The 17,241-nt window shown below is 73.1% G+C and carries 16 protein-coding genes; 8 read left to right on the forward strand and 8 right to left on the reverse strand.

What is annotated here, in order from left to right; all coding sequences use genetic code 11:
* Positions 1–430: 430 nt before the first annotated feature.
* On the reverse strand, positions 431–1,246 hold the full coding sequence (locus tag LBW97_RS08940) for a HEAT repeat domain-containing protein (RefSeq protein ID WP_224499071.1): 816 nt from the start codon (positions 1,244–1,246) through the stop codon (positions 431–433).
* Positions 1,247–1,378: 132 nt separating this feature from the next.
* On the reverse strand, positions 1,379–2,251 hold the full coding sequence (locus LBW97_RS08945; RefSeq protein ID WP_224499072.1) for an aldo/keto reductase family oxidoreductase: 873 nt from the start codon (positions 2,249–2,251) through the stop codon (positions 1,379–1,381).
* Positions 2,252–2,366: 115 nt separating this feature from the next.
* On the opposite strand from LBW97_RS08945, the gene LBW97_RS08950 reads away from it, so the two are divergent.
* Positions 2,367–2,804 (forward strand): helix-turn-helix domain-containing protein, encoded by a 438-nt coding sequence (locus LBW97_RS08950; protein WP_224499073.1) that lies wholly within the window; start codon positions 2,367–2,369, stop codon positions 2,802–2,804.
* Between the two features lie 66 nt (positions 2,805–2,870).
* Here LBW97_RS08950 and LBW97_RS08955 read toward each other — a convergent pair whose 3' ends face one another.
* Positions 2,871–3,515: a TetR/AcrR family transcriptional regulator gene (locus tag LBW97_RS08955; RefSeq protein ID WP_308010445.1), complete on the reverse strand. Its 645-nt coding sequence runs from the start codon at positions 3,513–3,515 to the stop codon at positions 2,871–2,873.
* A gap of 20 nt (positions 3,516–3,535) precedes the next feature.
* Between LBW97_RS08955 and LBW97_RS08960 the strand changes: the two genes are divergently transcribed.
* Together LBW97_RS08960 and LBW97_RS08965 are read left to right on the forward strand one after the other, a co-directional pair.
* On the forward strand, positions 3,536–5,128 hold the full coding sequence (locus tag LBW97_RS08960) for an MFS transporter (RefSeq protein ID WP_224499075.1): 1,593 nt from the start codon (positions 3,536–3,538) through the stop codon (positions 5,126–5,128).
* 158 nt (positions 5,129–5,286) lie between these two features.
* Positions 5,287–6,690 (forward strand): threonine/serine exporter ThrE family protein, encoded by a 1,404-nt coding sequence (locus LBW97_RS08965; RefSeq protein ID WP_224499076.1) that lies wholly within the window; start codon positions 5,287–5,289, stop codon positions 6,688–6,690.
* 96 nt (positions 6,691–6,786) lie between these two features.
* Here LBW97_RS08965 and LBW97_RS08970 read toward each other — a convergent pair whose 3' ends face one another.
* Positions 6,787–7,290, reverse strand: a complete 504-nt coding sequence (locus LBW97_RS08970; RefSeq protein WP_224499077.1) for a MarR family winged helix-turn-helix transcriptional regulator — start codon at positions 7,288–7,290, stop codon at positions 6,787–6,789.
* 107 nt (positions 7,291–7,397) lie between these two features.
* Here LBW97_RS08970 and LBW97_RS08975 point away from each other — a divergent pair, with 107 nt between their 5' ends.
* Together LBW97_RS08975 and LBW97_RS08980 are read left to right on the forward strand one after the other, a co-directional pair.
* On the forward strand, positions 7,398–7,772 hold the full coding sequence (locus tag LBW97_RS08975) for a DoxX family protein (RefSeq protein WP_224499078.1): 375 nt from the start codon (positions 7,398–7,400) through the stop codon (positions 7,770–7,772).
* 43 nt (positions 7,773–7,815) lie between these two features.
* Positions 7,816–8,712: a dioxygenase gene (locus LBW97_RS08980; RefSeq protein ID WP_224499079.1), complete on the forward strand. Its 897-nt coding sequence runs from the start codon at positions 7,816–7,818 to the stop codon at positions 8,710–8,712.
* 407 nt (positions 8,713–9,119) lie between these two features.
* Here LBW97_RS08980 and LBW97_RS20385 read toward each other — a convergent pair whose 3' ends face one another.
* From LBW97_RS20385 to LBW97_RS08995, 3 genes are all read right to left on the reverse strand, one after another.
* Positions 9,120–10,856 carry a DUF429 domain-containing protein gene (locus LBW97_RS20385; protein ID WP_224499080.1) on the reverse strand — a complete coding sequence of 579 codons (1,737 nt, stop codon included), beginning with the start codon at positions 10,854–10,856 and terminating at the stop codon, positions 9,120–9,122.
* A gap of 158 nt (positions 10,857–11,014) precedes the next feature.
* Positions 11,015–11,932 (reverse strand): hypothetical protein, encoded by a 918-nt coding sequence (locus LBW97_RS08990; protein WP_224499081.1) that lies wholly within the window; start codon positions 11,930–11,932, stop codon positions 11,015–11,017.
* A gap of 448 nt (positions 11,933–12,380) precedes the next feature.
* Positions 12,381–13,928: a hypothetical protein gene (locus LBW97_RS08995; RefSeq protein ID WP_224499082.1), complete on the reverse strand. Its 1,548-nt coding sequence runs from the start codon at positions 13,926–13,928 to the stop codon at positions 12,381–12,383.
* Positions 13,929–14,147: 219 nt separating this feature from the next.
* On the opposite strand from LBW97_RS08995, the gene LBW97_RS19930 reads away from it, so the two are divergent.
* Positions 14,148–14,282 (forward strand): hypothetical protein, encoded by a 135-nt coding sequence (locus LBW97_RS19930; RefSeq protein ID WP_255600735.1) that lies wholly within the window; start codon positions 14,148–14,150, stop codon positions 14,280–14,282.
* 112 nt (positions 14,283–14,394) lie between these two features.
* Here the strand turns inward: LBW97_RS19930 and LBW97_RS09000 are convergent, their stop codons facing one another.
* Positions 14,395–15,363, reverse strand: a complete 969-nt coding sequence (locus tag LBW97_RS09000) for a GlxA family transcriptional regulator (RefSeq protein WP_224499083.1) — start codon at positions 15,361–15,363, stop codon at positions 14,395–14,397.
* Between the two features lie 84 nt (positions 15,364–15,447).
* On the opposite strand from LBW97_RS09000, the gene LBW97_RS09005 reads away from it, so the two are divergent.
* Together LBW97_RS09005 and LBW97_RS20225 are read left to right on the forward strand one after the other, a co-directional pair.
* Positions 15,448–15,858: a hypothetical protein gene (locus tag LBW97_RS09005; protein ID WP_224499084.1), complete on the forward strand. Its 411-nt coding sequence runs from the start codon at positions 15,448–15,450 to the stop codon at positions 15,856–15,858.
* A gap of 22 nt (positions 15,859–15,880) precedes the next feature.
* Entirely contained in the window at positions 15,881–17,221 is a 1,341-nt protein-coding gene (locus tag LBW97_RS20225) for an alpha/beta fold hydrolase (protein WP_304505423.1), read from the forward strand.
* The last annotated feature ends 20 nt before the right edge of the window (positions 17,222–17,241 follow it).

Genomic DNA, 17,241 nt, shown 5'->3' on the forward strand with positions numbered 1-17,241 from the left:
GCATCGCGGTCGTGCCCGAGCGGAAAGCACGCCGACCGATGTGGCGCGAGATGCCCTGGGGTGCGCGCTCCAGTCGCCGCTGGGCGGACGCCGGTGCCGTCAGCACGATGCTGAGCCGGCGGGACACGGGCGGCTGCGCGTTGCACGCAGACCACGCGCGCGGTGTCCAGGTGGTCCGCCACGATCGACAGGAGCGCGGTGCCAGCGACAGGATCGCCGAACGGTGGGCCCGCCCCCGGCGAGCCGCCGGCCTGGTCCGGATCGTCGGGGAGTGCGCAGAGCAGGTCGACGAGGAAGCTCTCGAGTTCAGGGACGGGCGGATCGTCACTCTGCTCGAGGTGGTCGAGGAGCTCCCTGTACACCTTCGCAGCGGCGCGTCCGTCGGCCGCAGCGCGGCCCACCCGCACGGCCAGGTCGTAGGACATTCCTCCTACTCAGCCGTGCGCTTCCGGTGGCCGGCGCGGTCCAAGGACTTGGCGGTTCGTACGGCTTCTCGACGGACGTCGCGGTGGGGATGGGAGACGTACCTGTCGACGGTCGGGCGGGTGGTCGGGTCGCCGAGTCGACGGAGAGCGACCAGCCCACCCACGAGGACCAGCGGACTGGCGTCGTCGGAGAGCTGGTCCGCCACGAATCGGGCGACCGTCGCCGAGCCTGCATGCCCGAGAGCGCTCAGGAGCGCGGAGCGCGCGTCGTCCTCGGTGCGGTCATCGGCGACGAACCTCATCAGGTCGTCGGCAACAGTGGAATCCGCGACGACGTCCAGGGCATTGGCGAAGTCAAACCGCAGCATCTCGTTCTGGACTCCGCCCTTGCCGAGGACCGCTGCATACTCCCGCACCAGCGGCTGGGCCGCGATCGGCCTGGCCCACCCGACGGCCAGCGCCCGGGCGATCGACGCCTTGACGTCGGGGTTGTCGATGCGCGGGAGCCAGTCGATGAGCACCGGCACAGCCGTCCGGTAGTCGTAGCTGTACAGATCCTCGGGAAACTCGACCGCGTAGCCGAGTGCGCGCAGTTCAGCAGCGAGGGGTGCGGACGCGGCCCGGTTGATGCCGACGAGGCGAGTGTGTTCGGCATCGATCGCCTGGCGCCGCTGCTGGTACTCAGGGTCTGCCGCCAACTCCGCCATGAAGGTGTCGACGTCCTTGTCGCCGCGGGAGCCCATCAGAAGCGCACCAGCATGATGATCCCTTCGTCGAAGGCTCGGATCCCCCCAGTCTCCGCCCCAGCCGGGAGAAGTCACCGGCGGGCGCGGACTGTGGCTGTCTGCGCCTCACCTCGGAGGACCGACTCCCGGTGGTGGGTGCCGACGTCGTCCACTCGTGCGCCCGCACCCCTGAGAGCCGCTGACGAGGACCCCGCGGCGATCGGCCGCTCACCGACCGATCTGGTCCAACTCGACGATGTCAGCGGGGGAGAGGGCGAGACCCGCTCCGGCGATGTTCTCGCGCAGGTGCCGCACGGACGACGTGCCGGGGATCAGCAGGACGTTCGGGGACCGCTGCAGCAACCAAGCCAGGGCGACCGACATGGGTGAGGCGTCCAGCCGGGCGGCCACGGCCGAGAGCGCGGACGACTGCAGGGGGGTGAAGCCGCCGTGGGGGAAGAAGGGCACGTAGGCGATCCCGTCCACGGCGAGTGCGTCGATCAGCTCGTCGTCCCCGCGGAAGGCGAGGTTGTACATGTTCTGCACGCAGACGTTCGGCGCGATCGACCGCGCCTCGGCGACCTGCTCCGCCGTCGCGTTGCTGACGCCGACATGCCGGATCAGCCCCTGCTGCTGGAGCTCGACGAGCGTCTCGAACGGCTCGGCGAGGGAGCCCGCCAGCGGACCCTGGGCATCGCCCAACCGCAGGTTGACCAGGTCCAGCACGTCCAGGCGGAGGGTCTCGAGGTTCTCGTGCACCTGGGTGCGGATGTCCTCGGGTTGCCGTGCCGCGGGCCAGCCACCCTGGGCGTCGCGGTTCGCGCCGACCTTGGTCGCTACGAGCAGCGAGTCGGAGTAGGGGTGCAGGGCCTCGCGGATGAGTTCGTTGGTGATCCGGGGCCCGTAGGCGGCGCTGGTGTCGATGTGCGTGATGCCGAGTTCGACGGCCTCGCGGAGGACGGTGAGGGCGCCGTCGTGGTCGGCCGGGGGCCCCATGACCCAGGGGCCGGCGAGCTGCATCGCGCCGTAGCCGAACCGGGGAACGGTCAGGTCGCCCAGCGTCGCGGTGCCGCCGGGGAGGGGGGTGGAGGTCGCTGTCATGTTCCTGCCAGTCGTCGTGTGCGGAGTGCGTGCGGACGCCGCTACTCTGACCTCGCTACTTCCCAGCGGGAAGTAGGTACCTGAAGGTGCGTAACACTCCACGCGAGGACGGTTCATGGCGACGACCACCGCGGCACAACGCCGTGCACGGGCGAAGACCGAGTACGACGCCTTCCTCGCCGCCTGCCCGAGCCGGCAGCTGCTCGACCGGATCTCCGACAAGTGGGTCGCGCTGATCCTCTGCGCCCTGGGCAGCGGCGGACCGGGTGCGGGCGACTCGGACGGTCCCCGCGCGATGCGCTACTCGCAGTTGTCCCGTGCGCTGGCCGGGGTCAGCCAGAAGATGCTGACCCAGACGTTGCGTTCCCTGGAACGCGACGGTCTGCTCACCCGCACGGTGACCCCGACGGTCCCGGTCACGGTCACCTACGAGCTGACCGAACTCGGGCTGTCCCTGCACCAGATGGTGCGAGGTGTGAAGGCCTGGGCGGAGGCGCACATGGACGACGTGCTCGCCCACCGTGCGACGGTCGAGGTCGCCGGCTCTTCCTGAGGCGGCCGAAGGGCGTGGGCGAGGGGGTGGCCGCGAGTCCACGCCGGTCGAGCCGGCCCGGGCGGACTACGACCCGGCGGCCAGAGGCCCCGTCTCGCGGCTGAGCGCCAGGAGGAGCTCCCGGGTCTGCCTCGACCGTGCCCTGTCGACGTCGCCCTCGGATACGTGCGCGATCGACGCGCCGTCCGCCGCGCGGGTGATGAGGAGCACCCGCTCGGGATGCAGGCCGTCGTCGACGAACGCCTGGTCCCAGCGCTGTCTGTCCCGGGCCAGGAGGTCGGTCACGCCCGGCACCGCCAATAGCGCCGCGGTCAGCACGACGAAGTCCGGAGTGCCGGACTGGTCGACGAGCGCATCGAACGTGGCGTTCACGTAACCGCGGATCAGCCGGCCCTCGGAATGGTCGCGGGGATCCACTGCGGCCTGCACGGCGGCGTGGAACTGCTCCACGAGATCCTCCGCGACCGCGAGGAGCAGCTGGTCCCGCGACGGGAAGTGGTGCAGCAGGCCGGCCTTCGACACCCCGGCCTGGCGGGCGACGACGTCGAGGCTCACGCCCGCTCCGTGGTCCCTCACCGCCGCCGCCGCAGCGTCCAGCACCGCCCGTCGCGTACGGGCCGGATCCCGGCTCTGGCCTCGCATCTGGTCCTCCTCGTCGGTCGGCCACAGGTGACAGCGGTCACCGACCATCCGGTTGGTACTACCGACCATCTGGTTGGTACCCTACTCGCATGATCACCCAGACTCCATCGGGGAGCCCCGCCGTCCCCGCTGCGGAGGATGCCGCACCTGCCGGCGCCCGCGCCTGGGGTGCACTCGTGGCCGTGACGCTGGCGGTCACGCTGCTGGCGGTCGACGGCACCGTGCTGGCCCTCGCCGTCCCCGCGCTGACCGCCGACCTGGGTGCGACCAGCACCCAGGTGCTGTGGATCGGGGACGTCTACTCCTTCGCCCTGGCGGGCCTGCTCATCACGATGGGCACCTTGGCCGACCGTATCGGCCGCAAACGGCTGCTCCTGATCGGCGTCGCGGCTTTCGGTGCGGCCTCGGTCCTCGCGGCGTTCGCGCCGACGGCGGGCTGGCTGATCGCCGCCCGCGCCCTGCTGGGCGTGGCCGGGGCCACCCTGATGCCCTCCACCCTGTCGATCGTGCGCTCGGTCTTCCCCGAGGCGAGGCAGCGCACCCGCGCCATCGCCATCTGGTCGGCCGGCACCGCCGGCGGCGCCGCGCTCGGCCCGCTGGTCGGCGGCGCGCTGCTCGAGCACTTCTGGTGGGGCTCGGTGTTCATCATCAACCTGCCGGTCATGGCGGTCGTCCTGGTCGCGGTGGCTCTGCTGGTGCCCGAGTCGCGCGACCCGGCGCCGGGGCGGTTCGACCTGCTCAGCGCCGTGCTGTCGGTCGGGGCGATCGTGCCGCTGGTGTGGGCGGTCAAGCACACCGCAGGTGAGGGCGCCGACGTCGCCGGACTGGTCGCGGGGCTGCTCGGGATCGTGGTCGGGGTGGTCTTCGTCCGGCGGCAGCGCCGGCTGCCCGACCCCCTGGTCGACGTCGAGCTGTTCACCAAGCCGGCCTTCAGCGGGACCGTGGCGGTGAGCCTGATCGCCATCTTCGCCTTCAGCGGCCTGCTGTTCTTCTTCTCCCAGTACCTGCAGCTGGTGCGCGGCTTCTCACCGCTCGAGGCCGGGCTCCGGGAGCTGCCGATCACCATCGCGGCGATGGCCGTGACGGTGATCGCCGTCTGGGTGATCTCCCGCCTCGGGATCGGCCGGGCGCTGGGTATCTCCATGCTCGTGGCGGCCGGGGGCCTGGCCCTGCTGGCCGTCGCCGAAGGAGCCGAGGGCTACTTCTGGCTCGGGGTGGCGCTGGCGATCATCGGCCTGGGCCTGGGGATCACGTTCACCACGTCCACGGACGCGATCCTGAGCACCGTTCCCCGCGAGCGGGCTGGTTCCGCCTCGGCGATCTCCGAGATGTCCTACGAGCTCGGCGTCGCCCTCGGCATCGCCCTCCTCGGCAGCCTGCACGCGGTGCTCTACCGGGCGTCGCTGCCGGATCTCTCCGCCGTTCCGGACGGCGCCCGCGAGGCGGTCGAGGAATCGCTGGCCGTCGGCACCTACGCGATCGGCACCGACCCCGCTGGCGCCGGGATCCTCGACGCCGCCCGCGAGGCCTTCACCGACGCGATGCAGACGACCTCCGTGGTCGCGGCGGTGCTGCTCGTCGTCGCCGGCCTGCTGGCCATGAAGATCGTGCCCTCGGTGCGACAGCCGGGACCGGCGCAGCCCGGTGCCCGGCTGGACGTCGGGACGACGAGTAGCCGGTGACCGCCCGGACGGGCCACTGCGACGGGCGGCCGCAGCGGCGCCGCGGGGCTCGGCGTGGCCACTCCGGGCCCGCCGGTCATGGATGCTGCCGACGACCTGCCGGGGCTGCGGCCCGGTATCGGCCCGTGGATCGCCCCTCCACTCCGTAGCCTGACGTCGTGCCTTCTACGAGCCGGGGCCGTACGTCGCGGATCGCCCGCCTGCCGGAGCAGGCGCGGAAGGCCATCGCCGGCTCCGGACCGCCGACAGAGCCCTTCTCCCTGCGGGCCCGGCCCAGTCAGGTCGATGCGGCCACCGCGCGCTCGGCGCTCGGGCTGGCTCTCCGGATGGGGGAGTCGATGATGGCGGTCGGGGCGTCGGCGGCCGACGTGACCGCGATGGTGCTGCGGGTGGCGGCGTCCTACGGATTGGACGACTGCCAGGTCGACGTCACCTTCACGTCGTTGACGGTCAGCTACGCCCCGGACGACGTGACCCCGCTCGTGCTGATGCGCATCGTGCGCCCCCGGGGGCTGGACTACACGCGGCTCCAGGGGATCACCGCGCTGGCGGCGGCGATCAAGGCCGACGACCTGGATCCGGAGGACGCCCAGCGCCGGCTGGACGGGGTCCTGTCCGCGCCGCACCCCTACCGCCGGCCGATCCACGCACTCGGCTGGTCGGGGGTGGCGGGCTGCGTCGCCGTCCTCCTCGGAGGTGGCTGGTTGGTGGTCGTGGTCGCGGCGGTCACCACCGCCGTGATCGAGCAGACGATCCGCGCGCTGGGCCGGCGCGGGCTGCCCATGTTCTTCCAGCAGGTGGTCGGTGCCGCCGTTGCCACGGGGGCGGCCGTTCTCCTCATGGTGGCGGAGGTCGAGGTCCGCACCTCGCTGGTCGTCGCCGCGGGGATCGTGGTGCTCCTCGCCGGGCTGTCCTTCGTCGGCGCTGCCGAGGACGCGATCAGCGGCTTCCCCGTCACCGCGGCGGCACGCGCCTTCGAGGTGCTGACGCTGACCACGGGCATCGTCGTCGGCATCGCCGCCGTCCTGGACGTGGCGCGGCGGGCGGACGTCCCGCTGCGCGTGCTCGATCCGGCGACGTCCAGCGCGGCCCCCGTCGCGGCGCTGGCCGCCGCTGCTGGGATGGCCGGCTTCTGGGCCGTGGCGTCGCACGCCCGCCCGCTCGCGGTCGGCGTGGCGACGGCGGCCGGTGCGCTGGCGTGGACGGCGTCGTCCGCGGCTGACCAGTTCAACGCCGGTCCCGCCGTGGCGAGCGCGGTCGGGGCCGTGGTCGTCGGGTTCAGCGGTGAGGTGCTGACCGAGCGGTGGCGCGTCCCGCCCCTGCTCGTCGCGATCTGCGGCATCGTCCCGTTGCTGCCGGGGCTCGCGATCTACCGGGGCCTGTTCGAGATCGTGGTGGAGGACGACGTCGCGGGCGGGCTGGGCCGGCTGGTGGGGGCTGCGGCGATCGGCTTGGGCCTGGCTGCGGGAGTCGTGCTGGGCAGGTTCCTGGGCCGTCCGCTGGGCGGGCGCCAGGACCGGTTCGACCGACGGGTGCGCCGTCGGTGGACCAGCAGATCCTGAGGCTGCGGCGCCTGACACCCCTGATGGCGTCACCTCGGTGACGACCGTGCCCGGCCACGAGCGCGGGCTCGGCGAGTGTTCCGGGCGTGGCGAAGGTCAGGGGCCGTCCGGGGCGGGGAGGGTCGGGAGGCAGGCGTCGGGCTGGACGGCGTGCCGGATCCGGTTCGCGATCTCGTGCAACTGGCGGACCTGGGCCTTGGTCAACGGGTCGATGACCAGCCGGCGAACCTCGGCGACGTGACCGGGGGCGGTGGCGACGACCTTCTCCCATCCGGCGTCGGTGAGGACGGCGAGGGTGGCGCGGCCGTCGTCGGGGTCCGGGCGGCGGGTCACCCAGCCGCGCCTGTCCAGCCGGTCGATCGTCCGGGACAACCGGGGGAGCGAGCCGTTGGCCAGGGCGGCGAGGTCGCTCATCCGCCGGGTGCGCTGCGCCGACATGGAGAGCATCGCCATCACCTGGTACTCGAAGTGGCTGATGTCCGCATCGCGGGAGAGCTGGGCGTCGAGCGCGTCGGGCAGCCAGCTCATCACCGCGATCAGCTCGAACCAGGTCTGCTGCTCCACAGCATCCAGCCAGCGCGGCTCCTGCTCGGCGTCCACGGCGGTTCTCCTCAGCTTCCGACAGTCGAAACAAATGCTTGACAGCGCAAGTATTCATCTCGTACGTTCACTTGCGCAATCAAGTAAACCACCTGAGGAGCAGAACCGTGAACATCGCTTTGTGGATCGTCGCCGGAGTGCTGGCCGTGGCCTTCCTGGGAGCAGGGCTGATGAAGCTCGCCCAGCCGCGGGAGAAGCTGGTGGAGTCCGGGATGGGCTGGGCGGGTGACTTCAGCCCCGGCGCCGTCAAGGCCATCGGCGCCCTGGAGGTGCTCGGCGCCCTGGGGCTCATCCTGCCCGCGGTCTTCGACGTCGCCACCGTGCTGGTGCCGCTCGCGGCCGTCGGCCTCGCGCTGACGATGGTCGGCGCCATCGTCGTGCACGCCCGCCGCAAGGAGACGCCGATGGTCGCCGTGAACGTGGTGCTGCTCGCCCTGGCCGTCTTCGTGGCCTGGGGCCGGTTCGGCGACTACTCCTTCTGATCCCAGCCACTTCCTGATCCCACCCACTTCTCGAGGACGCGCGATGACCAGTCCCAGCACGACGGCGGTCGCGGATGCACGCATCCCGGCCGATCACCTCTTCGCCCGGCACCTGCGCCGGGTCGCGGCTCTGGAGCCGCACCGGGAGTGGGCGCCGGAGGACGGGCCGCTGCCCAGCCTCTACCTGTCCCACGGCGGCGGTCCGATGCCGTTCGGGCGTCAGGACTGGATCGACCCGCTGCACGGCTGGGCGCGCTCGCTGCCCAGGCCGAAGGCGATTCTGGTGGTCTCCGCGCACTGGGAGTCCGCGCCGCTGTCGGTGAGCGCGACCCGGCCCACCGAGCTGGTCTACGACTTCGGCGGCTTCGACCCGCTGTACCACACCTTCCGCTACGACACCCCCGACGCGTCTGCGCTGGCCCGGGACGTCATCGGGCTGATGCCCGACACCGAGCACGTGCACCAGCACGCCTCCCGCGGCCTGGACCACGGCTCCTGGGTGCCGCTGAAGATCATGTACCCCGAGGCCGACGTCCCGGTGTTGCAGCTCTCGCTGCCCACCGAGGACCCGGACCGGCTGCTGGCCATCGGTGAGCGGCTTCGCCCGCTGCGCGAGCAGGGCGTGCTGGTCATCGGCTCGGGTCACATGACCCACGGCCTACCGTTCCTCACCCGCGGGATGATGCAGGGCACCGAGATTCCCGGCTGGTCCTCGGACTTCGACGGTTGGGCGGCCGATGCGCTGGCCCGCGGCGACGTCGCCGAGCTGTCCCGCTACCGGTCCGTCGCGCCGGGGCTGCCCTACGCCCATCCCACGGTGGAGCACTTCACCCCGCTGTTCGTCGCCCTGGGTGCGGCCACCGACCCCACCGCGCCGGTGGTCACGGCGTTGGACGGCTACAGCTTCGGGCTCTCCCGGCGCTCCTTCCAGGCTGCCTGACCGTCCGACCGGTCCATCCGGCCCGAGCCGCTCCTCAGCCTCTCGTCGGGGACGAGGGAACCCGTCGGCGCGCCCGTCGTCGCCGGCAGTGGGCTGGGGTCGCACGCGAGCCTCGCCCAGGCCATGGGGAGCTGCGGCAGGGCCTGCCGACGCCTTCGTGACAGCGACTGGGTCGCTCCACGAGAACCGGCGCATCCAGTGTCGCCACCAGGCCCGGGACGGGTCCGGGGGGCCCGAGAACCGAGCCCGGCCGATGTGGTCCGTGAGGCGTCTAGCGGAAGTGTCGGCTCAGAAGGAGCAGACCCCACCGGCTCAGAAGCCGTGGGGGTTCGACTCGGAGTTCGAGGGGGACTCGAGACTTCGGCACGCTCCTGGCCGTCGCTCGCGGGCGGCTGCCGGGCCGCCGGTCAGCCGCCGGCGAGCCGCTGCAGCCGGGTGGCCAGCGCGGTCCGCCGGTCGGCGTTGCCGTGCAGGTCCACGTACCGCTGCCCGAAGCCGGCCAGCAGCGTGTCGTCCAGCCGGCGTACGGCGCCCGGGGGATAGCGGTAGTCCATCCGGGCGGTGATGCCGCTGTCATCGGCGCCGCGGAGCACCTCGCCCAGCTCCACCAGGCTGGTCACGCCCAGTTCGAGCAGCAGGCCGGAGATCCAGGTGTAGTGGTCCGGGCGCGACCAGCCGGCGTCGGCGTACTGCCCGGCCAGGAACGCCGCCAGTTCCCGGGGCGCGATCCGAGGGTCGTCGGGGTCGATGTCGTCGGCCTCGTCGCCGGGAACCGGTGCCCGGAGGCGCTCGCGGATCGCGGTGAACTGTTGATCGGCCAGCTCCAGCAGCCCGGCGGCCAGGGTGAACCGGCGGTCGAACTCGGAGGCGTGCTCGTCCGGCACCGTGCCCTTGTAGCGGATGTCGTGCTCGAACTCGGCCCACGCGTGCTGCAGCACCGTGCGCACCTGCACCTGCACCACCCGCCCGACCAGCTCCGGCAGCTCGGCCGCCCGACCCGGGTCCACGCCGATCAGCAGGTGCCTGCTGGAGTAGCCGAACCGGCCCTGCTGCGCGGTCCGCCGCCCCATGTCGCGGTCGTCGATCACCCGTACCTGCGCGGCCAGCAGCTCGGCGACCGCCTCCACGTCGCTCTGCACGTAGGTGATCACCCGCACGCCGATCTGGTCGGTGATGTCCCGCGCCGGATCTGGATAGGCGGGGACGCCGTCGACCGCGCGCGCCGCCTTCTCCGCGAACGAGGCGATGGTCTTGGTCCGCCCGGTCACCGACAGGTAGTTGATCCCGGCGTCGTCGAGCAGCCCGGTGACGAGCGCGAGCGCCTGCGTTCCGGCGACCAGGGTCTCGGGCCGGCCGTCGGCGTAGGCCTGGATGGCCTGCTGCACCGGGTCGGGCGGGGGTGCGGCGACCCTGGGGCCGGGCTGCAGGTCCGGCGGAAGGGTCGGGGTCACGATGGCGCCGCCGGCCGCGTCGCCGTAGGTGGTCACCTCGTCCGGGCGCCGTACGGCGATCCATCCGACGTAGGCGCACACCACGGCGTCGACCTGGTCCTCCGCCACCCGCAGCTCGCTCTTGCGGGTGGCGGCCTGCACCTGCTGGCGCAGTGCGGCGAACGGTGCACCGAGCTCGAGCTCGACCACCGCGTCCAGCAGGTCGATGAGCCGGAGCAGCTCCGCGCGCATCTGGTCGAGCGCCCGGCCCGGCTTGTTCTTGTACTTCAGCGTGCGGCCCAGCCGGAACAGCGCCACCGTCGCCGCGTGCGGGTAGACCTCGATCGCCCGGCGGTCGCGGCCCGAGCGGGGGTCGAGGTCCAGCCCCAGACGCCGGCCGATCCGCCCGCCACGGGTGTCACCATCGGTGAACTCGGGTTTGCCGGTGTTCGTCGGGTGCGCCCCGGCCTGGAACCTCGCGAAGTCGGCGTTGAGCGCCCGCTCGGCGGCCCGGTTGCCGGTGGCGTTGGTGACCACCAGCGGGGCGTCGATCGCCACGATGCACGGGCCGGCGGTGAACGGGGCCAGCGCGGCCTCGATCTGCTCGTCGGTGCGCACCGCGCTGACGTGCACCAGCCGGCCGGCGTCGTCCAGCACGGCGAGGCCGGTGGGTTGCTTGAGCCCCCAGGCGAGGTCGATCCCGATGTGCTGCACGGGGTCAGCTTGCCCTGCCCCGCACCTCGTCGGGGCCCGTCCCTCGGGACCGACGGCAGCTCGATGCCCCCGCGGCCCGGATCATGTCTCGGGAAGCGGAAGGGGCCCGCGCCCGCCGACGGCGGATGCGCCACGGTCCTCGCCCACCCCCGAGCCGCTCAGCTGACGGGCAGGGCAGCGAGCCGGGCGGCGAGTTCCGCGTTGCGACGCAGGAAGGGCACCCAACCGGTCGGCGCGCGGGTGTCGGGTACGGGCTCGGGGCAGGTCTCCTGCTCCCACGCGCGGAGCCGACCGCGCCGGATCCGGAGACGGACGAGGACGTCGTCGGCCCAGGCGGTGACCTCCACGTCTTCGGCCGCGCTCTGCGCGGTGATCCGCTGCGGCGCGACCACCCACTGGATCGCCTCGATCTCCTGCTGGAGCCGGGCTGCGGCCTCGTACGCCTGCGCCTCGGCCGCGGTGTCGCGACGGGCGGTCAGCGCGGCCAGCGCGGCGGTGACCGCCGTCGGCTCGCGGTCCAGCACGGACGTCACCGCGCTCACCAGCTGCGCGACGGGGGTGTCCTGCCCCCCGCGCGCCCGCGCCAGCTCCCGCTCGCCGGCGGTGCGGGCCGGACCGGCGTGGCCGAGCGGGTACAGCCGCTCGAGTCCGGACATGGCCAGCTGCACCTTGCGGGCGCCGAGGTAGGGCCCGAAGGAGCGGATCCCCGGTTCCGGCCGGTGCGGTGCGGCGAGGCCGATCCGCGGGGCCTCCGGCGAGGGGTCCAGGCGGATGCTGACCGGCACCTCCAGGCCGCCGACGACCCGGTTCCACCGGGGCAGCGACTGCTCGAGCAGGTTGCGTTCAGCCCAGGCCGCCTCGTGCGCCGAGTCGCAGACCAGCGCCTCGATCCGGGATACCTGGGGCATCATCCGCCGCAGATGGCGGCGGTCCCGCAGGTCGCCCCAGTAGGAGCCCACGCGGCTGCGCAGCTGTGCGGCCCGCCCGACGTACAGCACCCGGCCACCGTCGTCCCGGAAGCGGTACACCCCGGGTTCCGCCGGCAGCACGGCGACGGCGGGTGGTCGGGGAGGCATGCGCCCATCGTGCGCACGGTCCCTGCGCGAGAGATGGCGCCACGCCCCACGGCTCACATGGTCTGCATGGGCGTGGCCGAACCGGGCACGTGGCGGTCACCGGGGGACGACGCCGGCGTCCTCGAAGAAGCCGCCGGCCGGCCCGCCGTCCGGCAGCGTCGCCAGGCGGATCGGCGTCTACGCGCCCGGCCCCAGGCCCGAGGTCCGCGACCACACCCAGGTTCTGCAGCTCGCTTGTCACGACGGTCATCGCGTGGCCGCCGCACAGCCGGTCGCTCGCCGTGGCCGGACTCGTCACGACCGCGATCCGCCTCTGAGGCGACCCGCCTATCGGCAGCCAGCTGTCCGGTCCGTCGGACGATGGCAGGTCGTGGATGTCTGCGCCGCCGAGGACTTCAGGGTCGCGAGGCGGTCCCAGGGCGCCTGCCCCGCCACCGCGCCGGAGGAGTCAGCTCCCGCCGGCAGGGCAGCTCCCGCCGGGCGCGCAGCGCACGCGGTAGACCACACCGGCCGATGTGTGGGTCACCTCGTCGAGCTCGAAGTTCCGGGCGAGCCTTCCCGGCGTCTGGTGGTACCTGGAGTGCTTCTCGTTGCCGAGCCACACCAGGTAGACCGGCCCCTTGCCCAGCAGCCGGCGGAGGCGCGGGATGTCCTCCTGCACGGGCACGGTCGATGCGTGGTGCACCCTCCGCGGGCTGTCGTGCACCGCCGACCCGGTCAGGTAGCGCAGGCCGCGCGACTGGTTGCTCATCGTCGTCCGCTCCTCGGGCAGCGCCGCGAGCAGCGCCTGCACGTCGTCGTCCCGATAGGTGGGTGAGCTGTACGTCGGCTCACCGCGGCCGCCGAGCTCGGCCCCGGCGACGGCGCTGGTGGCGGAGGCCGCGCCGAGGCACACGAGTGCCACGGTGCCCAGGGCCACGGCGCGCCGGCGCGGCAGGCCGTCGAGCACGACGTCGAGGGCAACGACCAGCACGACCAGCAGAGGGACGACGAGCGGCGAGAGCAACCGGTCGCTCAGCGGGTCGACGTTGGTCCGGCTGGCCAGGACGACCATCGACGCGAAGGTGCAGATCACGAAGATGCCGCCGACCGTCAGGACCGCCCGGCGCTCGTCGGACCTTGGTGGCCAACGGCGGACGACCGCCCCGCCGAGCCCCACCACGGCGGCCACGAGCAGCGCGGTGGCCAGGAGATGGAGCCTGCCGGTCAGTTCGGCCGGCGCGAACCAGTCGCCGACGGTCTGCAGGCCCGTGCGGGCGATGGCCCACGGTCCGGCCGCGTTGGGCACGCGCTCCCCGGTGACCTCGCCGGTGACCACCGCGTTGCGCGCCAACCACGTCGCCACCGGCGCCGCGAAGGCCGCGCCGTACAGCAGGCAGTCGGCCACGCGGCGACGCAGCGGGCCGGGCCGGGCGAGCAACACGATCGCGGCCGTCGGCGCCAGGGCGACCCCGGAATAGCGCACGAGCGTGGCGAGCGCTGCCACCCCTGCGGCCAGTACGACGAGCCGGAGGGCCCGGTCCGGCGCGCGGACGATCCGGACGAGAAGGGCGAGCCACACAGCGACGAGGAGCACGTACACCGGCTCCGACCACAGCCAGCTGTGGACCTCCAGGAGCGGAGCCGACACCGCCGCCAGCCCGGCAGCGCCGATGGCGAGCGGCAGCCGCACGATGCGGCTCAGCCACCACCCGAGGAGGCCGACGAGGAGGGCCAGGAGCACCAGGTTCAACCAGCGCCCGGCGTCCTCGGCCACCCCCCAGCGTGCGGGCAGTGCCAGCACGGACGGCAGGCCCGGGGCGTAGAGCGACATGGCTCGGTCATCGACCCCCACGACGCCCCGGCCCGACGCGATGCCCTCGGCAGCCGCCAGGTAAGCGGCCGAGTCGGGGCTGATGTTGACGCCGTTGCTCCGTGTCCTCAGCCAGACGAGCGCCGGCCCGAGGGCGGCTGCGGACAGAAGCCAGGCGACCTTGGCGCGTGTGGAGCTGGGCACCGTCGCCGCGGTACCCGGTGGCTCGCGCCGCCGAACCCATCAGCCGAGGGGGAGCCGCCGCGCTCGCCCCTCAGGGCTGCGCGGTGGGCCGCCCTGCCGACGTCGCTCGGATCGACGGTCTCCCCGCAGGTGGAGCAGGTGACGTCGGGAACGAGCCGGTGCCCGCAGCGATGCTTGCCTCCGCGACGAGGCGTAGGCGTACCTCGCGACGTTCCGCGGGTGATAGCCGCTCTCACGAGTTCCGGTGTGCTCGACGAGTTCACCGGCTTCAAGCGCAACCGCATGTGGCCGGCCACCGAGGTGCTCGCAGCCCTCGACGAGTTCGCGAACCGCGCCGGTCGCCGCCTGCGCTGACGCCGCCGTTGCCACCTCCGACCGGCTTCCGGTGCGACCCGCTCATCAGCGGCCGGGCCCGGATCCCGACGAGCTACCTCGGCCCCGTCCTGTTCGGCGGTGCGGTCGGCGGCTACCGCGCGGCGAACTGGCCGAAGTGCCGGCGATGGTCTCCAGGGGTGATGCTCAACCGACGTCGGAAGGCGCGGTTCATCGTCTCCGGCGCCCCGAACCCGCACACGCGAGCGATGTGGTCGATCGAATGGCCGGTGGTCTCGAGGAGTCGGCAGGCCGCCTCGAGCCGCAGCCGCTCCACGTGCTCGCTCGGCGTCACCTCGACCTCGGCCTTGAACACCCGGCTGAACTGCCGGTCCGACAGGTGCACGCGGCGGGCCAGGGCGGGCACGGACAGGTCTGCATCGAGGTGGTCGGGCAGCCACGCCAAGAGCTCCCGTACCGGTTCGCTCTCCGCTGCCTGTGCGGCGAGCAACGTGGAGAACTGCGCCTGCCCGCCGGACCGCCGCAGGTAGACCACCAGGTGCCGGGCGACAGTCGCTGCTGCCCGCGCGCCGTGGTCGTCCGCGACGAGAGCCAGCGCCAGGTCGATGCCGGCCGTCACTCCGGCGGAGGTCCAGACGTCGCCGTCGCGCACGTAGATCGCATCGCCGTCGACCGACACCCGGGGGTGGGCGGTCGCGAGCAGCTGGCACTCCGACCAGTGCGTGGTGGCCCGTCGCCCGTCCAGCAACCCGGCGGCCGCGAGGACGAAGGCCCCGGAGCAGACCGAGGTGACCCGGCGGGCGCTTCCGGCCAGCCGCCGGACGTGCTCCAGGAGCTCCTCGTCTGCGCAGGCCTCGTCCATGTCCCGCCCGCCGGCGACGACGAGCGTGTCGACCGGATCCACGACGTTCCGCAGCGCTGCGGTGTCGAACGACAGCCCGGAGCTGGCCAGCACCGGACCGCCCGACGTGCTCACCACCTGTGGTCGGTACTCCGCCGACGGCACCAGGTGGGTGGCGCTGGAGAAGACCTCGAGCGGGCCGGTCACGTCCAGGATCTGCGCCGACGGAAACGTCACGATGGCGACGTCGAGGGCAGGCACGCGCGCACTGTACGACTCGCCATGTCCGAGATCGTCAAACCCGCGTCCTGGCGCCGTCGGGGCTCCGGGCGGCATCGTCGTCTCGTGCCCCGATGCAGCCCTGCACCGCTGATCTGGGGCGTCGTCTTCGGAGTCCTGCAGGCGACCTCCCCGCTGGCGTTCTTCTGGCTGGAGCCGGCGACCGTCTACGCCTTCGGCCTCACCCTCATCGCCGCGATCTACGTCGGCTTCGCCGTGGCCGACGGGCGCCGCCACGTGCTGGTCGCCGAGACCGTCGTCGCGTCGGTCTTCGTGGTCGCTGCCGCCTCCGCGGAACTCGGCTCTACCTGGCTGATCGTCGCCGGGCTCGCCGGACACGGCCTCAAGGACGTGTGGCAGCACCGCACCGGCTTCGTGACCGGCACCCGCTGGTGGCCGCCGTTCTGCGCGACCGTGGACTGGGTCGCCGCCGCCCTGGTCGCGGTCGCGCTGACCGCGAAGCTGCTCCCGGCCTGACCTGATCGAGGAGATCCCGCTGATGCCCGCCCCCAGCTCGACCGCCGCAGCGACCGAGCCCGCCGCCGAACCCGCGACCCACGCCGGCCCCATCCGCCGGATCATCGCCGGATCACTGCTGATCGGGGCATCGCTCGCGGTCGCGTTCTCCCTGGTCGTGTTCTCCGGTGCGCCCGAGCACGTGATCACCGGATCGGCTCTGCTCGGGTTCGCGGCCGGCTGGGCGCTGCTGGCCGCGCTGTCGGCGCGGATGACCAGCCAGCCGCAGCGGTGGGCGCTGGTGCCCGCCGTCGTCCTCGCCGCGACGGGGCTCGGGCTCCTGGTCCTCGCGCCGGGCGACCCCGGGCTGACTGCCGCCGGATGGGTGTGGCCCCCTCTGCTGCTGGCGCTGGCCGTGTGGATGGGCGTCCGGATCCGCCGCGCCCTGGCCGCCGGCAGCGGCCGCTGGTTGCTCTACCCCGTCGTGGTGGTCATCGCCGCGGCGGCGGTGGGTGGCGGCGTGCAGACGGTCGGGCTGGCCTCCGATGACGCCGGCTCCGCGATGCCAGGCACGGCCTACGACGTCGGCGGCCATCGGTTGCACCTGAACTGCACCGGCTCCGGCGGCCCGACCGTGCTGCTGTTCAGCGGGTTGGGGCTGACGTCGGCCGACTGGGCGCGCATCACCCCGGAGGTCGCGCGTAACGGCCGGGTCTGCGCCTACGACCGGGCCGGGCAGGGATGGAGCGAGGACGCACCGCAGCCGCAGGACGGCCACCAGGCCGCAGCCGATCTGCACACGCTGCTCGAGCGCGGGGGTGAAGAAGGGCCCTACGTGCTCGTCGGTCACTCGATCGGTGGCGACCACGCGATGACCTACGCCGCCCGCTACCCCGAGCAGGTCGCCGGCATGGTCCTGCTGGACCCCACCGACCCCTACCGCGTCGGCGGCGGTCCCCCCAGTGCGATGGCGGTCCTGCCCAGCATCGCCCGTCTCGGGATCGGGCGGCTGCTCCCCGACTCGTACTGGTCGAGCCTGCCCGAGCCGGCCGCCGGCCAGGCACGGATGTTCAACTCGAGCCCTCGCGGCTGGCGCAACGTCCGTGACGAGATGGCCACGATGCCCGCGCTTCTCCGTCAGGCTCGTGCGCTCACCACTCTCGGCGCCACGCCGCTGGTCGTGCTGACCGCCGCCGGGCACGGGGGCGATCCGGCCTGGCTCACCGGGCAGGAGCGCATGGCCGCGCTGTCGACCGACAGCTCCCACCGGCACGCGGATGCGGGGCACGGCGGCCTGCTGGGCGAGGAGCGGGGCGCCGTCGGCTCGGTGCAGGCGATCGAGGACGTCGTCGCGGCCGTGCGCACCGGCACGCCGCTGCTGTGACGTCGGGCGGTCTCCCGACG

The organism is Blastococcus sp. LR1 (genome assembly GCF_020166105.1).
In the GTDB taxonomy this organism is placed as follows: domain Bacteria; phylum Actinomycetota; class Actinomycetes; order Mycobacteriales; family Geodermatophilaceae; genus Blastococcus.